Genomic DNA, 16,701 nt, shown 5'->3' on the forward strand with positions numbered 1-16,701 from the left:
TTTTACTAGACTTATAAACGATTATTTTATATATAGGGAAAAATAGATATATTTCCTATTACTTTTTGAAAGATATTTCATAAATTATAGTATATCGATTGAAAGGAGGAGATTTGAATGGAATTTCAATTGTTGGTAACTTGTATATTACAAGAAGGTAATGCTTACTTTTTAGTAACGAAGGTAGACGATGTTATTACGTTAAAAGTACCGATTACTGCGGGAGTAGCAGGTTTATTTTTAGCTTTAGGTGTACCAAGATGTTCTTAATTTAAATCTCTATAGTAGAAGGGGAAGGGACATGCCTTCCTTTTCTACTATTACATAATATAATTATGTAAACTTAAATGTCATATTTGTGATAGCACGTTTGAAATAGACATGCATATACTATAATGTTTCATTGGATGTTAGCGGTGAAAGGTAGTTTTAATAAGTACATCCAGTGATATTTTTAAGCTATGAAAATAAAAGAGGTGCTATTATATATGAAAAGAAAAACATTGGATATTCCAGTTACATTGCGAAGAGAGTGGTTTTTAATAGAGTTAGCTCATTTAACGAAAAAATATGGAATTGAAATTGCAACTAGCAAAATGGATGCTGCACCGTTTTTAAGAGATCAAGTTACAGAATCAAAGATAGGGAAAGGGTTACAATACGATAAATATGATGATGAATATATAATTGAAAATTAAAGGGTAACAACAAAATTAAATTAATTTATAACAAAATATAAAATAAAGCAGATTCTAAATATAGAATCTGCTTTATTATGAAATACTTGTAGTCAACTAACCTCTTTCTAGTGTTTTTCCTACATATTTCTCTTGCGTTATTCCAAAAGATTCACGAAGAATGCGAGCATAATCTTTAGATTCTATTGGTCGTTTATTTTTAGTGCCTTTAAAGGTTTCTGTATAATTTTTATTTGTTAATGATATGTGACCATAAGTAGTTAATTTACAAGTGATAGCCCCTTTATTAAAAGGAGATTCTTTATGCTCTACAATCACTTTTTGAATGTTATTCACTTTTTTCTCATCTATTGGATCTACAGTGAAAGCATAGCCTATTTTCCATTCAGTTGAAGGTTCAGATTGTAAGAAACTTGTAGATTCTCCGTTAGCTCCTTTTCTCATTTCTAAAATATGCGTACCTTTTCGAGTATTTCGCTTACGAATTCGATATTCTCCTGTTTGAGAGGATATGACTTCTCCGTTAAAAGGTACTGGATGTAAAGGGAGATGAGATGCAAAACCTGCATCCACAACATAATCTTTATCCTCATGAATTAATATGATAATGACATGACCATCATCGGGTTTCCATTTATTATCGTACAGATCATAAACAGTACCAGCTACTTTGTATACTTGAAACCCACAATCAATTAAGAAATAATACAATAAGGAGTTTAATTCATAACAAAGTCCACCTCGTTTTTGAATAAGTAACTTTTCTATTAAGTTATCTTTTGAGATATTTTTAATAGTACCAGCCATAATATCAAGATTTTCATAGGGGAGAATCATTCCCATTTTTAAGAGAATTTCATCTAAATCATCAAATGTTATTTCTTTTGCAGGAATTTTTAAGCGTTTAAAAAACTCCTTTTGTAATTTGGTCATCATAAAGTATTCTCCTTTCTTTTTACAGAATTTTCTTCTGCTCACCGATAGGTTAGTACTTCTAAAAAGTTAATTCAAGTGTACCGAAATTATCATAATATATGTTTCTGGAAATATAACTATCTATTCGGAAATTTCAGTTTAATTTTTAATCGTAGGAAAGTCTTATAATATAAGCTCCTTTAAAATTAGTTTGTATTTAATGAAAAGAAAGTACATATCTTTATTATATTTTTAAATAACTAACTAGTAATAAAATGTTTTTTTACTAAAATTTTTTCAAGATTTGTATGCTTTATATAAACAATAATGATTAAAAAATATCTGGGTGTACCGAAGTTAACAATTATTGAGAAACTTTTTTGTCGTATTCTATCAAAAGGAAGAGGTAGAAACAAAGAGAATAACGAGAGTTAAGGAAGAGGGTATACAACTAGTAACCTTCTAAAAATAGGGCTAACATCTTTTTAAAATAAAAGATTAGCTATTATTAAGGAAGGGAAAATATAAAATATTATAAAGAACACCTTCTTTCAAAAAAATAGGGGGAGTAATATGCGACTGATGAGAAGATGTGTGGCCTTACTAATTGTATTTTTTATCATGGCTCCAACGATTAGCACAAATGTACAGGCAGAAGTTGTAAAAGAGCTTGGAAAGGGGTTTCCTGATACAGAAGTATTCACACCTGGAGAATGGTTTTTAGGCCAAAAACCTGCTAATTATGATGAGAATAAACCGCCAATTCTCTTTGTACAAGGAAGAAATGGTAATGCTGATAGTTGGTATGGAAAGACAGTATATCATGATATAAATGATATGTATGATTATGCTTTAAAAGCAGGCTATCAAACAGTGTTTATACAATTGTATGATGCTGCGGGGAAAGGTTCCGCTAGTCAGTGGGATAACGGAAAATTGTTAGCACAAAAACTGGAAGAAATATATAATCATTTCGGTAAAAAAGTTAATATTGTAGCGCATAGTAAAGGTGGTATTGATACACAAGCCGCATTAGTTGAATATGGTGCGAATCGATTTGTTGGAAATGTTATTACACTTGCTACACCGCATCACGGCTCAAATTTAGCAGATTTGTCATATAGTTGGTGGGCAGGGTGGCTTGCTTCTATATTAGGTCAAAAAGATGATGGTACGTATTCGTTACAAATAGGTGAAATGGCAAAGTTTCGTTCAACAATAGACAACAACCCAGCAGCTAAATTAAACCGTTACTATACGGCTACTGGGACTAGCTGGGGGCCAACATTTTCTGCATTATCTATGGGCGGGTTATATTTATCGTCGTACGGTTCAAATGATGGACTAGTAAATGAATGGAGTGCGAAGCTATTGTACGGTACACATTTATTTACAGATTCCAGATTTGATCATGACAATATAAGAAAAGGATCAGCTGTTTTTGCACGAATTGAACCATATTTACGTACGACAAATGTGGGATTACCAGCTTTAGTAGCATCCAGCACTAGTTCAAATGAAAATCTAGAACAATTAAATACAACTTCAAATCAAAATATTTTAGGAGGCGAATTACCACAAAATCAGTGGATAGAGCAAAGTATTTCTGTTGATAAAAAGGCTGAAGGAATAGTTTCTGTACTAACTGCTTCTTCTGATGTAGAAGTACAAATGGTATCTCCAAAAGGAAAAATCTATGCAAACAAAGATAGCGCTATAACTACTGGTGAAGGCGAATCTTTCTTTAATGGGGCGACAATTAGAACATTCAAGTTTGATAAATTGGAAGTAGGCGAATGGAAAATCAAAATGATGGCGAAGCAGTCGAAAGATGCATATTTAGTTGTAAGCGATTACAAGAATGACGCGCCATTTGTTCTTCAAATGCCTACAAAGGTTAAAGTAAATAAACCTGAGTATAAACTGAAAAAATCACCAGTGGCACCTGAAATGAAAGGGGATCTTTCCATAACAGTAAGAGTCGTTAATAAAGAAGGTAAGTTAGTCTCTGAATTTAATGAATTACAAAATGTTAATACGAATACATTTACAGGTGCTTTGAAAGATATAAAACAACCGGGAGTATATAACGTTACGATGGATATAAAAGGGATGAATAAAGAAGGAAAACCATATAATCGTACGATTGTTAAGTCGGTTTATGTAGAGAAATAAGGAAGAATAAATAAGCATAATATAAAAGTGCAGAAATCTTGTGTTAGAAAGAATTCTGCACTTTTTTTGCGTGATGAGAGATAATAAAAGTCGAAGAAAACTGTTATTCAATAAAAAAAGATGCTGAAATAGCATCTGAATGTGAAGAAATAATATTAACTTAGTTTTGTAACTGTTAATTCAACTGAATTTATACCATTGTCACAAGTTACAATACTTTGACGATTAAAGCCACTATTATTTCTAAGTTGAAGAGTTGAATTAGCTGGCACTGTAACAATCGTTTCGCCAACGAGTTGAAGACATTCGTTATTTGATGAAGTATTCATTTGAATAGCGAAGTCACCTTGACTATTAGCAAGTGGATTGTTATTTAAAAATATAGTTATGACTGGGATATGTGGAAATACAGGATTTAAAGTAGTATTAATACTGGAAATGAACGAAACTCTATAATCACCAGCTTGTCTAAATTGTATAGTAGTAGGGTTTAGTAAGGAAACGCCTCCTGCTAAAGGTCCAACGTGATTAAATGGAAAAGGGTTGCCAAAAGGAACAGTTATAAATTCAGTTTGCCAAAAAGTTCCGTATGCAGGACAGCTTCGTTTATGTGAATGGTCACATGAACATTTTTTATTTGAACTGGAAGAAGATTTGCATGAGCATTTTTTATACGAGTTTGAAGAATGATAGTATGAACCCAATATATTACCTCCTATTCTTAATAAATGTAAAACACATAATAGTTTATGAAAATGAATCACAATTGGCGTGTATGCTTGTACTATAAAAGGAGATAGATTTGGAATATAAAGTGCTCAAATGATGAAATATAGTATTGGGGTATTACCTGTAACACTTTTTGAAGATGATAAGGTTCATAATTTGATAGAAAAATGAATGGGATTTCTAAATGGATTGAAGTAACGAGGAAACGTTTATCCCGCTATTTTCCGGGCAGTAAGACCCCCATCTCAAAGTTTAGCGAAAGCAAAGAAGTTAGGTGGGGATGAACAAAACCCCCACTCATTAAAGTTTCACTTTACTATATTAATTTCGTCTGACAAACAGCAATATTATCTTTTGCTGAATGGATGTTATCGTTTGGTGAAGTTATGATATTTAATCGTATGTATATTAGATTATTTAGTTTATTTTTTTATTTTATTTGTGTAGCTGGGCAGGAAGAAGTCAGAAAATATAGAATAAATGTACATATGAAGCATCGTTTGTTTTTTGTGTGAATAGTAATTAAAGATACGCTAAAATATTTAAAATTGTAACGAAAGAGAGATTAAATAATAGAGGGAGCAACTTACATGGAAAATATATTAAAGGTATCTTCAAAATCAAGCCCAAATTCAGTCGCGGGTGCAATAGCGGGTGTACTAAGAACAAGTGGTAATGTGGAAATTCAAGCGATTGGGGCTGGAGCTATAAATCAAGCGATTAAAGCAATTGCGATTGCAAGAGGGTTCGTCGCTCCAAGTGGTATTGACTTAGCCTTTGTTCCAGCATTTCAAGAGATTTCTATCAATAATGAAGAAAGAACAGCGATTAAATTAATTGTAGGCCCTAGAAAGAAAAGGTCTTAGTAGAAGAGAGTGTTACTATAAGGGGAAAAGACCAATAGACTTCCCATGTTAGATACGTTATTTTATGTAACCGATCCTTGGGTGTGGACATGGCATTATGCCGGACGCATGTCTGTTAAGTTCTCCTTAAACTTAGCGAGTGTTCTAGATACTTAAAAATGCCAAATCCTTTGTGATATAAGGGATTTGGCATTTTTGATGTTTTAAAAATAAACACCCTTAAAACTGCTCATTCTTCTCCCAAGATTCAACGATATAATGTGCAATCGTCGGATTGAAGCCTTTACCAACTAAAAACATAATCGCAGCAACTTCTGTTAATGCGTGTTCGTGTGATGTATGTTTTGCTTCATTTAAACCGTAATCTACCCATGGTTTTACGAAATCTAGTACGGGTTTCTTGAAAGGTAAAAACTGTGTACCGACAACTTGTTGAATTTGTTGTTGTGTTGGTTCAGTAATTGGTCCAGGTGGTAAGATTTGTGGTTGTGTAATGTCTAATGTTGGTCCAGGCGGTAAAATTTGTGGCTGCGTTGGATCTATTGTTGGTGGTTTAGGTGGTGAGACACGTGCGTCGTAGTTTGGTTGATACATTTGTTGTTGGTATTGCGGTTGTTGTGGTTGAGTTGTGTATGGGTTTTGTGGTGCTGCATATGGATTTTGTTGATATGGTTGTTCTTGGTTTTGTGGTGCTACATATGGATTTTGTTGATATGGTTGTTCTTGGTTTTGTGGTGCTGCATATGGATTTTGTTGATATGGTTGTTCTTGGTTTTGTGGTACCGCATATGGATTTTGAGGATATTCATAATTTGGACGTGTTTCATATGGATTTTGTTGAAATTCAGTTTCTTGATTTTGCGTTGTTGCATATGGGTTTTCGTCATATTGTTGTTCTTGCTGTTGTAACTCTTGTTCTTCGTATTGTTCTGTGTATCTTTGTTCTTGTTGTTGAGGGTAAAATGGTTGCCTTGGATAAGGCGGTTGATTATTATAGAACATATTTATTCCTCCTTCATGATGATGCTTACCACTCAGTGTATGGGCGGACAAGAAAATATGTGATGAAAAAATGCGGGCGTGTTACAATAAGTAACTGGGTGAAGATAAAATGACAAAACAAGAAAAGATTCAAAAAACAATTACTTTTGTAAAACATATTTTAGAAAAAGATGCGAGTGGGCATGATTGGTATCATATTGAACGCGTACATAAACTGGCGATTTCTTTATCCGAGCAAGAAGGGGGAAATCGTTTTATAATTGAAATGGCAGCATTACTTCACGATGTGGCAGATGAGAAGTTAAATGAAAGTGAAGAAGAAGGAATGAAAAAAGTTTCTGATTGGTTAGAAGAGTTACATGTGGAAGAAGAGGAAAGTAAACATGTTCTTCATATCATCGCCAATATGTCTTATAAAGGTGGTCATGGCGGTAAAGTGGATTCACTTGAAGGGAAGCTTGTTCAAGATGCGGATCGCTTAGACGCGCTTGGAGCAATTGGAATAGCTCGCACATTTGCGTATGGTGGAGCGAAAGGGAGATTAATGTATGATCCAACTATTCCTCCGCGTGAAGTGATGACGAAAGATGAATATAGAAAAAATAACGATCCATCTTTAAATCATTTTTATGAAAAACTTTTGAAATTAAAAGACTTAATGAACACGAACGCAGCAAAACAAGAGGCGGAAGTTCGTCATCGTTATATGGAACAGTTTATTGAACAATTTATGAAAGAGTGGAATGCACAAATATGAAAATGTTAACTGTGGAAAACTTATCAAAATCATATGGAGAAAAACCGTTATTTGATGGATTATCATTTAGTATTGCAGAAGGACACCGTGCCGGAATTATCGGTGTAAACGGAACTGGTAAATCGACGTTATTAAAAATTATTGCAGGGGCAGAAATTCCTGATACAGGTGATATGACTCATTCTCGTGGGTATACAATTAGTTATTTATCACAGCAACCAGAGTTTGATGAACAACTAACAGTGCTAGAGCAAGTCTTCCATGGTGATACTCCTTTAATTCGTCTTCTTCGTGAGTATGAAAAGGCGCTATTACATATCGAAAAAGATCCAAGTAATGAAAAAGTACAGGAACAATTATTTGCAGTGCAGCAACGTATGGATGCAATGAGTGCATGGGAAGCAAATGCAAATGCGAAATCTCTTTTAACGAAATTAGGAATTACGGACTTCACTGCAACTGTTGGAAATTTATCTGGTGGACAGAAAAAACGTATTGCGATGGCGCAATGTTTTATTGAAACACCGGATCTATTAATTTTAGATGAGCCTACGAACCATCTTGATCATGAGACAGTGGAATGGTTAGAGGAATATTTAGCTCGATATAATGGTGCAGTATTACTTGTAACCCATGATCGTTATTTCTTAGATCGTGTGACGAATCGTATTTTCGAATTAGATAATGGAAAACTGTATAGTTATGAAGGGAATTACAGTACGTTTTTAGAAGCGAAAGCACTTCGTGAAGAACAAGAAATTGCGCAAGAATCAAAACGTCAAAACTTATATCGCCGCGAACTAGCATGGATCCGCCGCGGTGCAAAAGCCCGTTCAACAAAGCAAAAGGCACGTATTCAACGATTTGATGAGCTAAAGGGTCAAGAAGGGCCAGCTGCAAAACAGTCAGTTGATATTGCACTTAGCGGTAGCCGTCTTGGGAAAAAAGTACTTGAGTTAAAAGATGTGACGAAAAAATTTGGTGATAAAACGGTATTAAACAACTTTAATCATATCGTGAAACCAGGCGATCGCATCGGAATTATTGGAGCGAATGGAAGCGGGAAATCTTCGCTATTAAATATGCTTGCAGGTAAGTTATCTCCTGATAGTGGTGAAATTGAAGTTGGGCAAACTGTAAAAGTTGCTTATTATACGCAAGAAAATGAAGAGATGAATTTAAATCAGCGTATGATTGAATACATTAAAGAGATTGCAGAAGTTATTCATACAACAGATGGAAAAGTAATTGGTGCATCTCAAATGTTAGAACGTTTCTTATTCCCGACTCATTCACATGGTACACCGCTTGGTAAACTATCTGGTGGTGAAAGAAGACGTTTATATTTATTACGTATTTTAATGAGAGAACCAAACGTACTTTTACTTGATGAACCTACGAATGATCTAGATACACAAACATTAACAGTACTAGAAGATTATTTAGAAGATTTCCCAGGTGTCGTTTTAACTGTATCGCATGACCGTTACTTCTTAGATAAAGTAGTAGATGAACTGTTCATCTTTACTGGCGGAGGCGAAGTGCGTGAGTTCCTAGGTAGTTATACAGATTATTTAGAAATGGAAAAAACGAGAGAACTTATGGAGAAAGCGGAAGTTCAAAAAGAGAAAAAAGTAGTAGAAGAAGCTCCAAAACAACAACGTAAACGTAAACTTTCATACAATGAGCAGCGTGAATGGGAAACGATTGAAGATACAATTGCCGAACTTGAAGAAAAAATTGAGTCAATTGGAGAAGAACTTGCGAAAGTTGGATCTGACTTCACAAAGGCACAAGAATTATCTGAAGCACAGCAGAAAACAGAAGAAGAGCTAGAAAAAAAGATGGAAAGATGGAGTGAACTATCAGACATCGTTGAAGGATTAAAATAAAAACAAGCTGCATATATTGAAAAGTAAAGAGAAAAACTTTACACTATTGGTAGAACCTATTTTAGGAGGGAAAAAATGAGAACATCTAATCCAATGTTGAAAAAAGAGGCATTCCGTAAAGAGGGAGCAAGCGCTTCTGCGATGACAATTGGCGGAACAGTAGGCAAAACGTTCATTATGCTTATCTTGCTACTTGCAACGTCTGTCTATTCATACATACAGATGATGCAGGGGACGATGAAGATGCCAGTATTAATTGGTGCTTTAATCGTTGCAGCAATCATCGCATTTGCGTCTATGTTCTTCCCGCGTATTTCACCTTTTGGTGCACCAATCTATGCGGCGGTAGAAGGGGTTGTGTTAGGAAGTATTTCAGCAGTTTATACAATGAAATTTGGCGATTCTATCGTTTTAAATGCTGTATTACTAACAATCTCAATTCTATTTGCAATGTTAGTGTTATATGCAACACGCGTAGTAAAAGTAACGGATAAATTCCGTACAGGCGTTATGGCAGCAACACTTGGAATTATGGTTATGTATTTAGTCGTATTCCTACTAAATATGTTTGGTGTAACTGTTCCATACATTCACCAAGGTGGTACAATCGGTATTATTATTAGTGCAGTTGTTATTGTAGTTGCTGCATTAAACTTATTACTAGATTTCGATTTAATCGAAAATGGTGTACGTAGTCAAGCTCCGAAATATATGGAGTGGTACACTGCAATGGGACTAATGCTTACATTAGTTTGGTTATACTTAGAAATTCTTCGTTTCGTTTCTTACTTTACGAAAAATGACTAATAAAAAAAACCTGCATGAAAAATGCAGGTTTTTTTTATTTTCAAAGATATATTGAACGTATGGTATAATGTGGATATTGTCAACTTGAATTTAAGGAGATGGAATATGATGAAAGAGAAGAAGGGGATTATGAAAAAACTATTTTCTAAAAGTTTTTTCATAGAACTAGATGAAGCTTTAACGTATCCATCATCAGAAGTTATTACTTCAGCGATTGAAGGATATGCAACTGAATGCAATGAAAGACTAAAATTTGAGAGTAAAGTTAAACCGATTACTTTTTACTTAGAAAATGTAATGTACCGTGCTGAAATAAAGATGGCTCGCGGAGGATATTACATATCTTGTACTGAAGTGTAATAAATTTTGAAACCATACATGTTTGAACTATGTATGGTTTCTTTTTTTGTTTTGTAAGGTCTAAAATAATACTTTTTACTTACGGATATATCATTTTGTGCTTTTTACTATTCAAATACTTCTCCTTACAATGAAGAAAAATATGTGAGGTGGTATAACTTATGATGAATCGAGTTGTATTAATCGGTAGATTGACAAAGGAGCCAGAATTATACTACACAAAACAAGGCGTTGCTTATGCAAGAATATGTATTGCGGTGAATAGAGGATTTCGAAATAGTTTAGGTGAACAACAAGTCGATTTTATTAATTGTGTCGTTTGGCGAAAATCGGCTGAGAATGTAACTGAATATTGTAAGAAGGGATCACTTATTGGGATTACAGGGCGTATTCAGACGAGTAATTACGATGATGAACAAGGCAAGAGAATATATAGAACTGAAGTTGTGATTGAGAGTATTACCTTTTTGGAGAGAAGGCGGGAGGGGGCATCGTAATAAAAGGTGATTTTAAGTAATAGCTACGGAAAAAATTGTGGAAAGTATTTTAATAAACTTAAAGAAGGAGTACCGCCAGCTTTTTTTTTGGAAAACAAGTAAAGAGTATACAAAATTTTATTACGTTTTTCGGCTAATCCAGTAACAATCGAGAACCGTAAAACCCATCACAGTATAGGAATGTATAAAAAGATGAATCGAGTGATAGAAAATAAAAAAGGGATTCCTTCTGAGAGTAAGGAATCCTCCTTTTTATTGTTTCTTGCAAGTGAATTATTTAAATTCTTGTCTATATAATTTAAATGAATAAATAGCTCCAACGAAGAATACAAAGGCTTCAAATAATATAAAGATTTGACGGAAATTCTCAATATCTTTACCAACTAAAGAAATGAATATGCAATTCATTAGAATTTGAGTAGTAAACATACAAGAAATAATTTTAAAATAAATAGGAGTTGTTCTTTCATCTGGTTTACCAATTTTTTTGTAAATAATAATAAGTGCAATTACTGAGCCCAAAAATAGAAGTGCTGTAAGTCCTACAACGATATTGAAATTTCCTGTACTTTCTAACATCCATTTATTTAATAAATCAATCATTATTATCTTCCTTTCCTACATAAGAGAATATTTCGTTCTTCTTTTTCACTATAATAAAAAAAGAAAAAGGAAAACATCGAACTTTCTTACAAATACTCGTGTATTCTTACAGTTTTGTCATTTTGCAAATGTATTCATCGCCTTTTCTTGCACTATTTTCTTTGGAAAACATAGTGAATTACGAGAAAGAGCGCTACAAGATCAACTTCCGAGAACGAAAAATATGTAAATAAGCTGTCTATATGGACAGCTTATTATATTTTTTTGCTTAGCGTGTTTTTTTCAAAAATAATGGCGATGCCTCAAGAAATGGATAAAAAATAAAAATCATCGGAAACGAAAGCTTTTAAAATCCCATCCCTAATTTGAAATGTAAAAAGAATGAAATAGTATGGTAGCGGGAAGAAAGTAGTAAAATTAAGCACCTGAGTAGGAGTATATAGTGATAACATGTTACAATACAGCTAAGAACACGCAATAAAGGAGAGTTTTTTACGTGAAGATTAAAGCAATTGAACCGACGCCAAGTCCAAATACAATGAAAGTTATTTTGAATGAAGTATTACCATCAGGAGCGCGTAATAATTATACAAATGAAAATAAAGAACAAGCACCAATGCAAGTGCAAGAAATTTTGAAAATTGAAGGCATTAAAGGTGTGTATCATGTAGCTGACTTTTTAGCAGTCGAGCGAAATGCAAAGTATGACTGGAAAGTATTATTACAACAAGTTCGTGCTGTTTTTGGCGAAGAAGTAGTGGAAGAAAGTGAAGAACAACAACTGTCTCATTTTGGAGAAGTGAAAGTGTTTGTTCAAATGTTCTTTACAATTCCAATGCAAGTAAAGTTAACAGATGGAACATCGGAAGAACGCGTTGGCTTACCAGAACGTTTCAAAGAATCAATTATGAAAGTACAAATGTCTGCACCAAACGTTGTAAAAGAGCGTAAATGGGTAGAACAAAGTACACGTTACGGTAGTTTTGAAGAAATCGGGAAAGAAGTAGTAGAAGAGATTGTTGCTGCTTATTCAGAAGAACGTGTAAATGAAACGGTTAAAGAATTATTAAATCAAGCAGGTGCTGTTGAAGTAACGATTCAAAAGCGTGAACCATATAAAGTAACAGAAGAGATGATGAAAGATTCTGACTGGAAAAACCGTTTTGCAGCATTAGAACAAATGGATCCTACTGAAGAAGATATTCCAGTGTTGAAGATGGCGTTAGATGATGAAAAAGTTTCAATACGCCGTTTAGCAACAGCGTATTTAGGTATGGTAAAAGGTGATGAAGTATTACCGTTATTATATAAAGCGTTGTTAGATCGCTCTGTAAGTGTTCGTCGTACTGCAGGAGATTGTTTATCAGATGTAGGTGATCCGGCAGCGATGTTCGTTATGATTAAATCTCTGAAAGATCCAAGTAAATTAGTACGCTGGCGTGCAGCGATGTTCTTATTTGAACTTGGAGATGAAAGTGCGATTCCAGCATTAAAAGCAGCGCAAGATGATTCAGAGTTTGAAGTAGCGATGCAAGCACGTCTAGCATTAGAGCGTATTGAAGGCGGAGAAGAAGCAAAAGGTTCTGTATGGAAACAAATGACGGAGTCTCGTAAAGGGGAATAATGTATGATTGTTTTCTATGATAGTTGGTGTCCGATGTGTACGGCCGTTGCAGAACGTACGAAAAAATTAGATAAAAAGGGTAAGATGAAATTTGTTTCATTTCGAAATGAAGATGTAGTTGAGAAATATAAGCTTTCTCAAGAACTACAAAGTAAAATGGAACAAAGACTGTATATTTTTAAAAATAATAAGTGGTATGACGGCATTCAGAGCATAGATGTATTAGCAAAGGCCGTTCCATCTTATTGGTTTGCAGTTCCTTTTATAAAGCTATCTATCGTACTTGGTTTTGGAAGTAAAGTATACGATTATATCGCTAATAATAGAAAACTTGTTCCAGTGGGACATTGCCGCGGTGGGGTTTGTGAAATCCCTACAAAAAAATGAAATCATCGTTATCTTTCTTTTGCACCTATTAATAGAGCGTGATATGATGAATTTGGAATGAAAGTTGAAGGAGAGATTACAAGATGTCAAATGCTTATGAAGAATACATGCGCCAAATGGTAATCCCAATGCGCCAAGAGTTAGTGCGTTCTGGGTTTGAAGAGTTAACTACAGAAGAAGCTGTAACAGAATTTATGGAAAATAAATCAGGTACAACTTTAGTAGTTGTAAACTCTGTTTGTGGTTGTGCAGCTGGTTTAGCACGTCCATCAGCAGGTCAAGCGGTTGTTCGTGCTGAAAAACAACCTGATCATCTTGTAACTGTATTCGCAGGTCAAGATAAAGATGCTACTGCAAAAATGCGTGAATACTTCGGAGAAATTCCTCCATCTTCACCATCTATGGCATTATTAAAAGGAAAAGAAGTTGTTCACTTCATTCACCGTCATGAAATTGAAGGTGCAACTATGGACGAAATTATTACGAACTTAGAGCAAGCTTTCGAAAAGAATTGCTAAAGAAGGGGGAGAGTAAATCTCCCTCTTTTCTTTATATAGAGGTGAAACAATGATCGTAACAACAGCTGGAAGAACAAACAAAGAAATGACAGATTATGCAAACAAGGTAGCAGCAGAATTAAATGCTTCTTTCGTTAAACGTAATGACATACCAGTACATAAGCTGCATGAGCAGTATGAACAAGATGTGCTTGTCGTAGGGAAGAACCGATTAGCTATTTATCCAAAAGGTACGGAAGAACCGTTTTTCTTTCATCCGAACTCAGCGATGTTTCGTGTGAAAAGGTTAATGCGTGGAGAACACGATCCGTTTGTACAAGCCACGCAATTAGAGAGAGGAATGACAGTGTTAGATTGTACGCTCGGGATGGCATCAGATAGTATTGTAGCTAGTTATGTTGTTGGTGAAAGCGGAAAAGTAACAGGACTTGAAGGCAATGAGTATATGGCTTATATTATGGAAAATGGTTTGAAAACATGGTCTTCATCCGTTTCTGAAATTGATGAAGCAATGCAAAGAATCCAAGTAAAGCAAACGGAGCATTTTTCATTTTTAGCGCAATGTGAAGACAATAGTTATGATGTCGTTTACCTTGATCCGATGTTTGAAGAAACTGTCATAGAATCCGATGGAATTAAAGGATTAAAACACTTCGCTTTGTATCATGATATTACTGACGAAACAATTGCGGAGGCAAAACGAGTGGCGAGAAAACGTGTCGTTTTAAAAGATCATTTCCGTAGTTCTAGATTTGAAAAACACAATTTTTATGTATACAAAAGAAAAAGTGCTAAGTTTCACTTTGGTGTAATTGACCCTTGCTAATTGTTTGAAAAGATGTATAATAAGCAATAATTAATTAAATATACTGTCTGTGATGAAGAGAGTAGTCTTTTTTAGAAGGAAAGCGAGCTAGGGATGGTGTGAGCCTAGTACGGAAGAAAAAGATGAAGCGCACTTCGGAGATGCTTCTTGAACGAATAGTAGAGAAAGCCGAGGCCCCCTGTCCTCGTTATAAACGGGAAAGTGGTTCGTAACGAACAACAAGGGTGGTACCACGGGTTCAAACTCGTCTCTTTTTTAGAGACGAGTTTTTTGTGTTAAAAAAAATAAGGAGGTTGTATCATGGATTATAAAATGCAGTTTGCGGAAAGTTTATCTAATATTTTCACGAATGAATTAACGCAAAAACAAATTTTAGATTTAATCGAAACACCGAAACAAGATGAATTTGGAGATGCAGCGTTCCCATGTTTTTCATTAGCGAAGCAATATAAAAAAGCACCAGCTATTATCGCAAAGGAAGTGGCGGAGAAGTTAAATGATCCGTTCTTTACAAAAGTAGAAGCCGTTGGTCCTTATGTAAATGTATTTTATAATCGTGAAACTGTAAGTGATGAAGTATTAAAGAAAATTTTAGCTGAGAAAGAAGAGTACGGTCAAAATCACTTTGGATGTGAAAAAACAGTAGTTATCGATTATTCTTCTCCTAATATCGCGAAACCTTTTTCAATGGGGCATTTACGTTCTACAATGATTGGAAATTCATTGAAGCATATCGCAGAAAAATGTGGATATGAAGTTGTAGGAATCAATTATATTGGTGATTGGGGAACACAGTTTGGAAAGTTAATTACCGCATATAGAAAATGGGGAAATGAAGAAGTAGTGAAAGAGGATCCAATACGTGAGTTATTTAAGTTATATGTTCAGTTTCATGTAGAAGTAAAAGAGAATGAAGAATTAGAAGAAGAAGGACGTGCTTGGTTTAAAAAGCTAGAAGAAGGCGATGAAGAAGCTGTTGAACTTTGGAATTGGTTCCGTTACGAATCATTAAAAGAATTTTCTCGTATTTATGAACTTCTCGGTGTGGAATTTACTAATTTTCAAGGCGAAGCTTTCTATAATGATAAAATGGAAGACTTTATTGGGATTTTAGAAGAGCACGACTTACTGGAAGAATCAGAAGGCGCATTAGTCGTTAATTTAGAAGAAGAAGGTATGCCGCCATGTTTAATTAGAAAGTCAGATGGTGCGACGATTTATGCAACGCGTGACTTAACGGCTGCTTTATATCGTCAAAATACTTATGGGTTTGATAAAGCGCTATATGTTGTTGGTCCAGAACAAAGCTTACATTTCAATCAATTTTTCACTGTATTAAAAAAACTTGGCTACACTTGGGTTGATGGTATGGAACACGTACCGTTTGGCTTCATTTTAAAAGATGGTAAGAAAATGTCGACACGTAAAGGAAGAGTTATTTTACTTGAAGAAGTACTGGAAGAAGCAATCGAACTTGCAAAACAAAATATTGAAGAGAAAAATCCAAACTTAAAACAGAAAGAAGAAGTAGCAAAGCAAGTCGGTGTTGGTGCAGTCATCTTCCACGATTTAAAAAATGAGCGTATGCATAATATCGAATTCTCATTAGAAAATATGCTGAAATTTGAAGGAGAAACAGGACCTTACGTACAGTACACACATGCACGTGCTTGTTCTATTTTAAGAAAAGAAAGTGTAGAATTTGAAACATGTACATTTGCTTTAAAAGACGATCATAGCTGGAGTGTCGTAAAATTACTTAATAAATTCCCTCAAGTAATTGAAGCAGCTTTCAATAAAAATGAGCCATCGATTATTTCAAAATATGTATTAGATGTAGCACAATCGTTCAATAAATATTACGGTAATGTTCGTATATTAGAAGAGAGTGAAGAAAAAGACAGCAGACTCGCATTGGTTTATGCTGTGACGGTTGTATTAAAAGAAGGATTACGTTTACTTGGGGTGGAGGCTCCTGAGGAGATGTAGCATAGAAGGTGTATGTATCATTACAGATATGTATGCCTTTTTATTTGGTATAGGAG

Annotated in this window: 18 protein-coding genes and 1 other annotated feature; of the genes, 14 read left to right on the top strand and 4 right to left on the bottom strand. The window is 34.5% G+C overall.

Annotated elements, in window-relative coordinates; translation table 11 throughout:
- Nucleotides 1-117 precede the first annotated feature (117 nt).
- Nucleotides 118-270, top strand: a complete 153-nt coding sequence (gene exsG, locus AC1Q8M_RS06695) for an exosporium protein ExsG (RefSeq protein WP_000395679.1) — start codon at nt 118-120, stop codon at nt 268-270.
- A gap of 218 nt (nt 271-488) precedes the next feature.
- On the top strand, nt 489-698 hold the full coding sequence (locus AC1Q8M_RS06700; protein WP_000824207.1) for a hypothetical protein: 210 nt from the start codon (nt 489-491) through the stop codon (nt 696-698).
- A gap of 96 nt (nt 699-794) precedes the next feature.
- Here AC1Q8M_RS06700 and AC1Q8M_RS06705 read toward each other — a convergent pair whose 3' ends face one another.
- Nucleotides 795-1,634 (bottom strand): arylamine N-acetyltransferase family protein, encoded by an 840-nt coding sequence (locus tag AC1Q8M_RS06705; protein WP_016512942.1) that lies wholly within the window; start codon nt 1,632-1,634, stop codon nt 795-797.
- A gap of 552 nt (nt 1,635-2,186) precedes the next feature.
- Between AC1Q8M_RS06705 and AC1Q8M_RS06710 the strand changes: the two genes are divergently transcribed.
- The gene (locus AC1Q8M_RS06710; RefSeq protein ID WP_098365919.1) at nt 2,187-3,788 is read left to right on the top strand and encodes an esterase/lipase family protein; all 1,602 of its coding nucleotides are present in this window, start codon (nt 2,187-2,189) and stop codon (nt 3,786-3,788) included.
- Nucleotides 3,789-3,943: 155 nt separating this feature from the next.
- Here the strand turns inward: AC1Q8M_RS06710 and AC1Q8M_RS06715 are convergent, their stop codons facing one another.
- Complete coding sequence (locus AC1Q8M_RS06715; RefSeq protein WP_000536156.1) at nt 3,944-4,492, bottom strand: hypothetical protein; 549 nt, start codon at nt 4,490-4,492, stop codon at nt 3,944-3,946.
- Between the two features lie 615 nt (nt 4,493-5,107).
- Here AC1Q8M_RS06715 and AC1Q8M_RS06720 point away from each other — a divergent pair.
- Entirely contained in the window at nt 5,108-5,383 is a 276-nt protein-coding gene (locus tag AC1Q8M_RS06720) for a stage V sporulation protein S (protein ID WP_000427801.1), read from the top strand.
- A gap of 219 nt (nt 5,384-5,602) precedes the next feature.
- Here the strand turns inward: AC1Q8M_RS06720 and AC1Q8M_RS06725 are convergent, their stop codons facing one another.
- A complete protein-coding gene (locus AC1Q8M_RS06725; protein ID WP_016512889.1) occupies nt 5,603-6,385 on the bottom strand; it encodes a hypothetical protein in 783 nt (260 codons plus the stop codon).
- A 109-nt stretch (nt 6,386-6,494) separates the two neighbouring features.
- Between AC1Q8M_RS06725 and AC1Q8M_RS06730 the strand changes: the two genes are divergently transcribed.
- The 5 genes from AC1Q8M_RS06730 (at nt 6,495) to AC1Q8M_RS06750 (ending at nt 10,698) form a co-directional block, all read left to right on the top strand.
- Nucleotides 6,495-7,142, top strand: coding sequence for an HD domain-containing protein (locus tag AC1Q8M_RS06730; protein WP_000165961.1), 648 nt, complete (start codon nt 6,495-6,497; stop codon nt 7,140-7,142).
- Nucleotides 7,139-9,034, top strand: a complete 1,896-nt coding sequence (locus AC1Q8M_RS06735; RefSeq protein ID WP_098855557.1) for an ABC-F family ATP-binding cassette domain-containing protein — start codon at nt 7,139-7,141, stop codon at nt 9,032-9,034. The genes AC1Q8M_RS06730 and AC1Q8M_RS06735 overlap by 4 nt, the downstream gene beginning before the upstream one ends.
- Nucleotides 9,035-9,109: 75 nt before the next feature.
- Nucleotides 9,110-9,841, top strand: coding sequence for a Bax inhibitor-1/YccA family protein (locus tag AC1Q8M_RS06740; RefSeq protein ID WP_001260655.1), 732 nt, complete (start codon nt 9,110-9,112; stop codon nt 9,839-9,841).
- A gap of 105 nt (nt 9,842-9,946) precedes the next feature.
- Nucleotides 9,947-10,201, top strand: coding sequence for a DUF4318 domain-containing protein (locus AC1Q8M_RS06745; RefSeq protein WP_000975133.1), 255 nt, complete (start codon nt 9,947-9,949; stop codon nt 10,199-10,201).
- Between the two features lie 161 nt (nt 10,202-10,362).
- On the top strand, nt 10,363-10,698 hold the full coding sequence (locus AC1Q8M_RS06750; RefSeq protein ID WP_000982012.1) for a single-stranded DNA-binding protein: 336 nt from the start codon (nt 10,363-10,365) through the stop codon (nt 10,696-10,698).
- Nucleotides 10,699-10,971: 273 nt separating this feature from the next.
- Here the strand turns inward: AC1Q8M_RS06750 and AC1Q8M_RS06755 are convergent, their stop codons facing one another.
- Entirely contained in the window at nt 10,972-11,301 is a 330-nt protein-coding gene (locus AC1Q8M_RS06755; protein WP_000566285.1) for a hypothetical protein, read from the bottom strand.
- Nucleotides 11,302-11,797: 496 nt separating this feature from the next.
- Between AC1Q8M_RS06755 and AC1Q8M_RS06760 the strand changes: the two genes are divergently transcribed.
- From AC1Q8M_RS06760 to argS, 5 genes are all read left to right on the top strand, one after another.
- Nucleotides 11,798-12,925, top strand: coding sequence for a conserved virulence factor C family protein (locus AC1Q8M_RS06760; RefSeq protein ID WP_000692589.1), 1,128 nt, complete (start codon nt 11,798-11,800; stop codon nt 12,923-12,925).
- 3 nt (nt 12,926-12,928) lie between these two features.
- Nucleotides 12,929-13,312: a thiol-disulfide oxidoreductase DCC family protein gene (locus tag AC1Q8M_RS06765; protein WP_000634891.1), complete on the top strand. Its 384-nt coding sequence runs from the start codon at nt 12,929-12,931 to the stop codon at nt 13,310-13,312.
- Nucleotides 13,313-13,395: 83 nt separating this feature from the next.
- Complete coding sequence (locus AC1Q8M_RS06770) at nt 13,396-13,830, top strand: BrxA/BrxB family bacilliredoxin (RefSeq protein WP_098360827.1); 435 nt, start codon at nt 13,396-13,398, stop codon at nt 13,828-13,830.
- Between the two features lie 49 nt (nt 13,831-13,879).
- The gene (locus AC1Q8M_RS06775; RefSeq protein WP_098360828.1) at nt 13,880-14,656 is read left to right on the top strand and encodes a class I SAM-dependent methyltransferase; all 777 of its coding nucleotides are present in this window, start codon (nt 13,880-13,882) and stop codon (nt 14,654-14,656) included.
- Between the two features lie 40 nt (nt 14,657-14,696).
- Nucleotides 14,697-14,911, top strand: a binding site (T-box leader).
- A 45-nt stretch (nt 14,912-14,956) separates the two neighbouring features.
- Nucleotides 14,957-16,645: an arginine--tRNA ligase gene (gene argS / locus AC1Q8M_RS06780; RefSeq protein WP_098360829.1), complete on the top strand. Its 1,689-nt coding sequence runs from the start codon at nt 14,957-14,959 to the stop codon at nt 16,643-16,645.
- Nucleotides 16,646-16,701: the final 56 nt, after the last annotated feature.

The sequence above is a fragment of the Bacillus sp. GW823-FHT06A10 genome, from assembly GCF_058795375.1.

What these genes read in the sequence shown, in the direction of transcription:
- exsG (WP_000395679.1), top strand. Translation starts at nt 118, where the DNA reads ATGGAATTTCAATTGTTGGTAACTTGTATATTACAAGAAGGTAATGCT.
- AC1Q8M_RS06700 (WP_000824207.1), top strand. Translation starts at nt 489, where the DNA reads ATGAAAAGAAAAACATTGGATATTCCAGTTACATTGCGAAGAGAGTGG.
- AC1Q8M_RS06705 (WP_016512942.1), bottom strand. Translation starts at nt 1,634, where the DNA reads ATGATGACCAAATTACAAAAGGAGTTTTTTAAACGCTTAAAAATTCCT.
- AC1Q8M_RS06710 (WP_098365919.1), top strand. Translation starts at nt 2,187, where the DNA reads ATGCGACTGATGAGAAGATGTGTGGCCTTACTAATTGTATTTTTTATC.
- AC1Q8M_RS06720 (WP_000427801.1), top strand. Translation starts at nt 5,108, where the DNA reads ATGGAAAATATATTAAAGGTATCTTCAAAATCAAGCCCAAATTCAGTC.
- AC1Q8M_RS06725 (WP_016512889.1), bottom strand. Translation starts at nt 6,385, where the DNA reads ATGTTCTATAATAATCAACCGCCTTATCCAAGGCAACCATTTTACCCT.
- AC1Q8M_RS06730 (WP_000165961.1), top strand. Translation starts at nt 6,495, where the DNA reads ATGACAAAACAAGAAAAGATTCAAAAAACAATTACTTTTGTAAAACAT.
- AC1Q8M_RS06735 (WP_098855557.1), top strand. Translation starts at nt 7,139, where the DNA reads ATGAAAATGTTAACTGTGGAAAACTTATCAAAATCATATGGAGAAAAA.
- AC1Q8M_RS06740 (WP_001260655.1), top strand. Translation starts at nt 9,110, where the DNA reads ATGAGAACATCTAATCCAATGTTGAAAAAAGAGGCATTCCGTAAAGAG.
- AC1Q8M_RS06745 (WP_000975133.1), top strand. Translation starts at nt 9,947, where the DNA reads ATGATGAAAGAGAAGAAGGGGATTATGAAAAAACTATTTTCTAAAAGT.
- AC1Q8M_RS06750 (WP_000982012.1), top strand. Translation starts at nt 10,363, where the DNA reads ATGATGAATCGAGTTGTATTAATCGGTAGATTGACAAAGGAGCCAGAA.
- AC1Q8M_RS06755 (WP_000566285.1), bottom strand. Translation starts at nt 11,301, where the DNA reads ATGATTGATTTATTAAATAAATGGATGTTAGAAAGTACAGGAAATTTC.
- AC1Q8M_RS06765 (WP_000634891.1), top strand. Translation starts at nt 12,929, where the DNA reads ATGATTGTTTTCTATGATAGTTGGTGTCCGATGTGTACGGCCGTTGCA.
- AC1Q8M_RS06770 (WP_098360827.1), top strand. Translation starts at nt 13,396, where the DNA reads ATGTCAAATGCTTATGAAGAATACATGCGCCAAATGGTAATCCCAATG.
- AC1Q8M_RS06775 (WP_098360828.1), top strand. Translation starts at nt 13,880, where the DNA reads ATGATCGTAACAACAGCTGGAAGAACAAACAAAGAAATGACAGATTAT.
- argS (WP_098360829.1), top strand. Translation starts at nt 14,957, where the DNA reads ATGGATTATAAAATGCAGTTTGCGGAAAGTTTATCTAATATTTTCACG.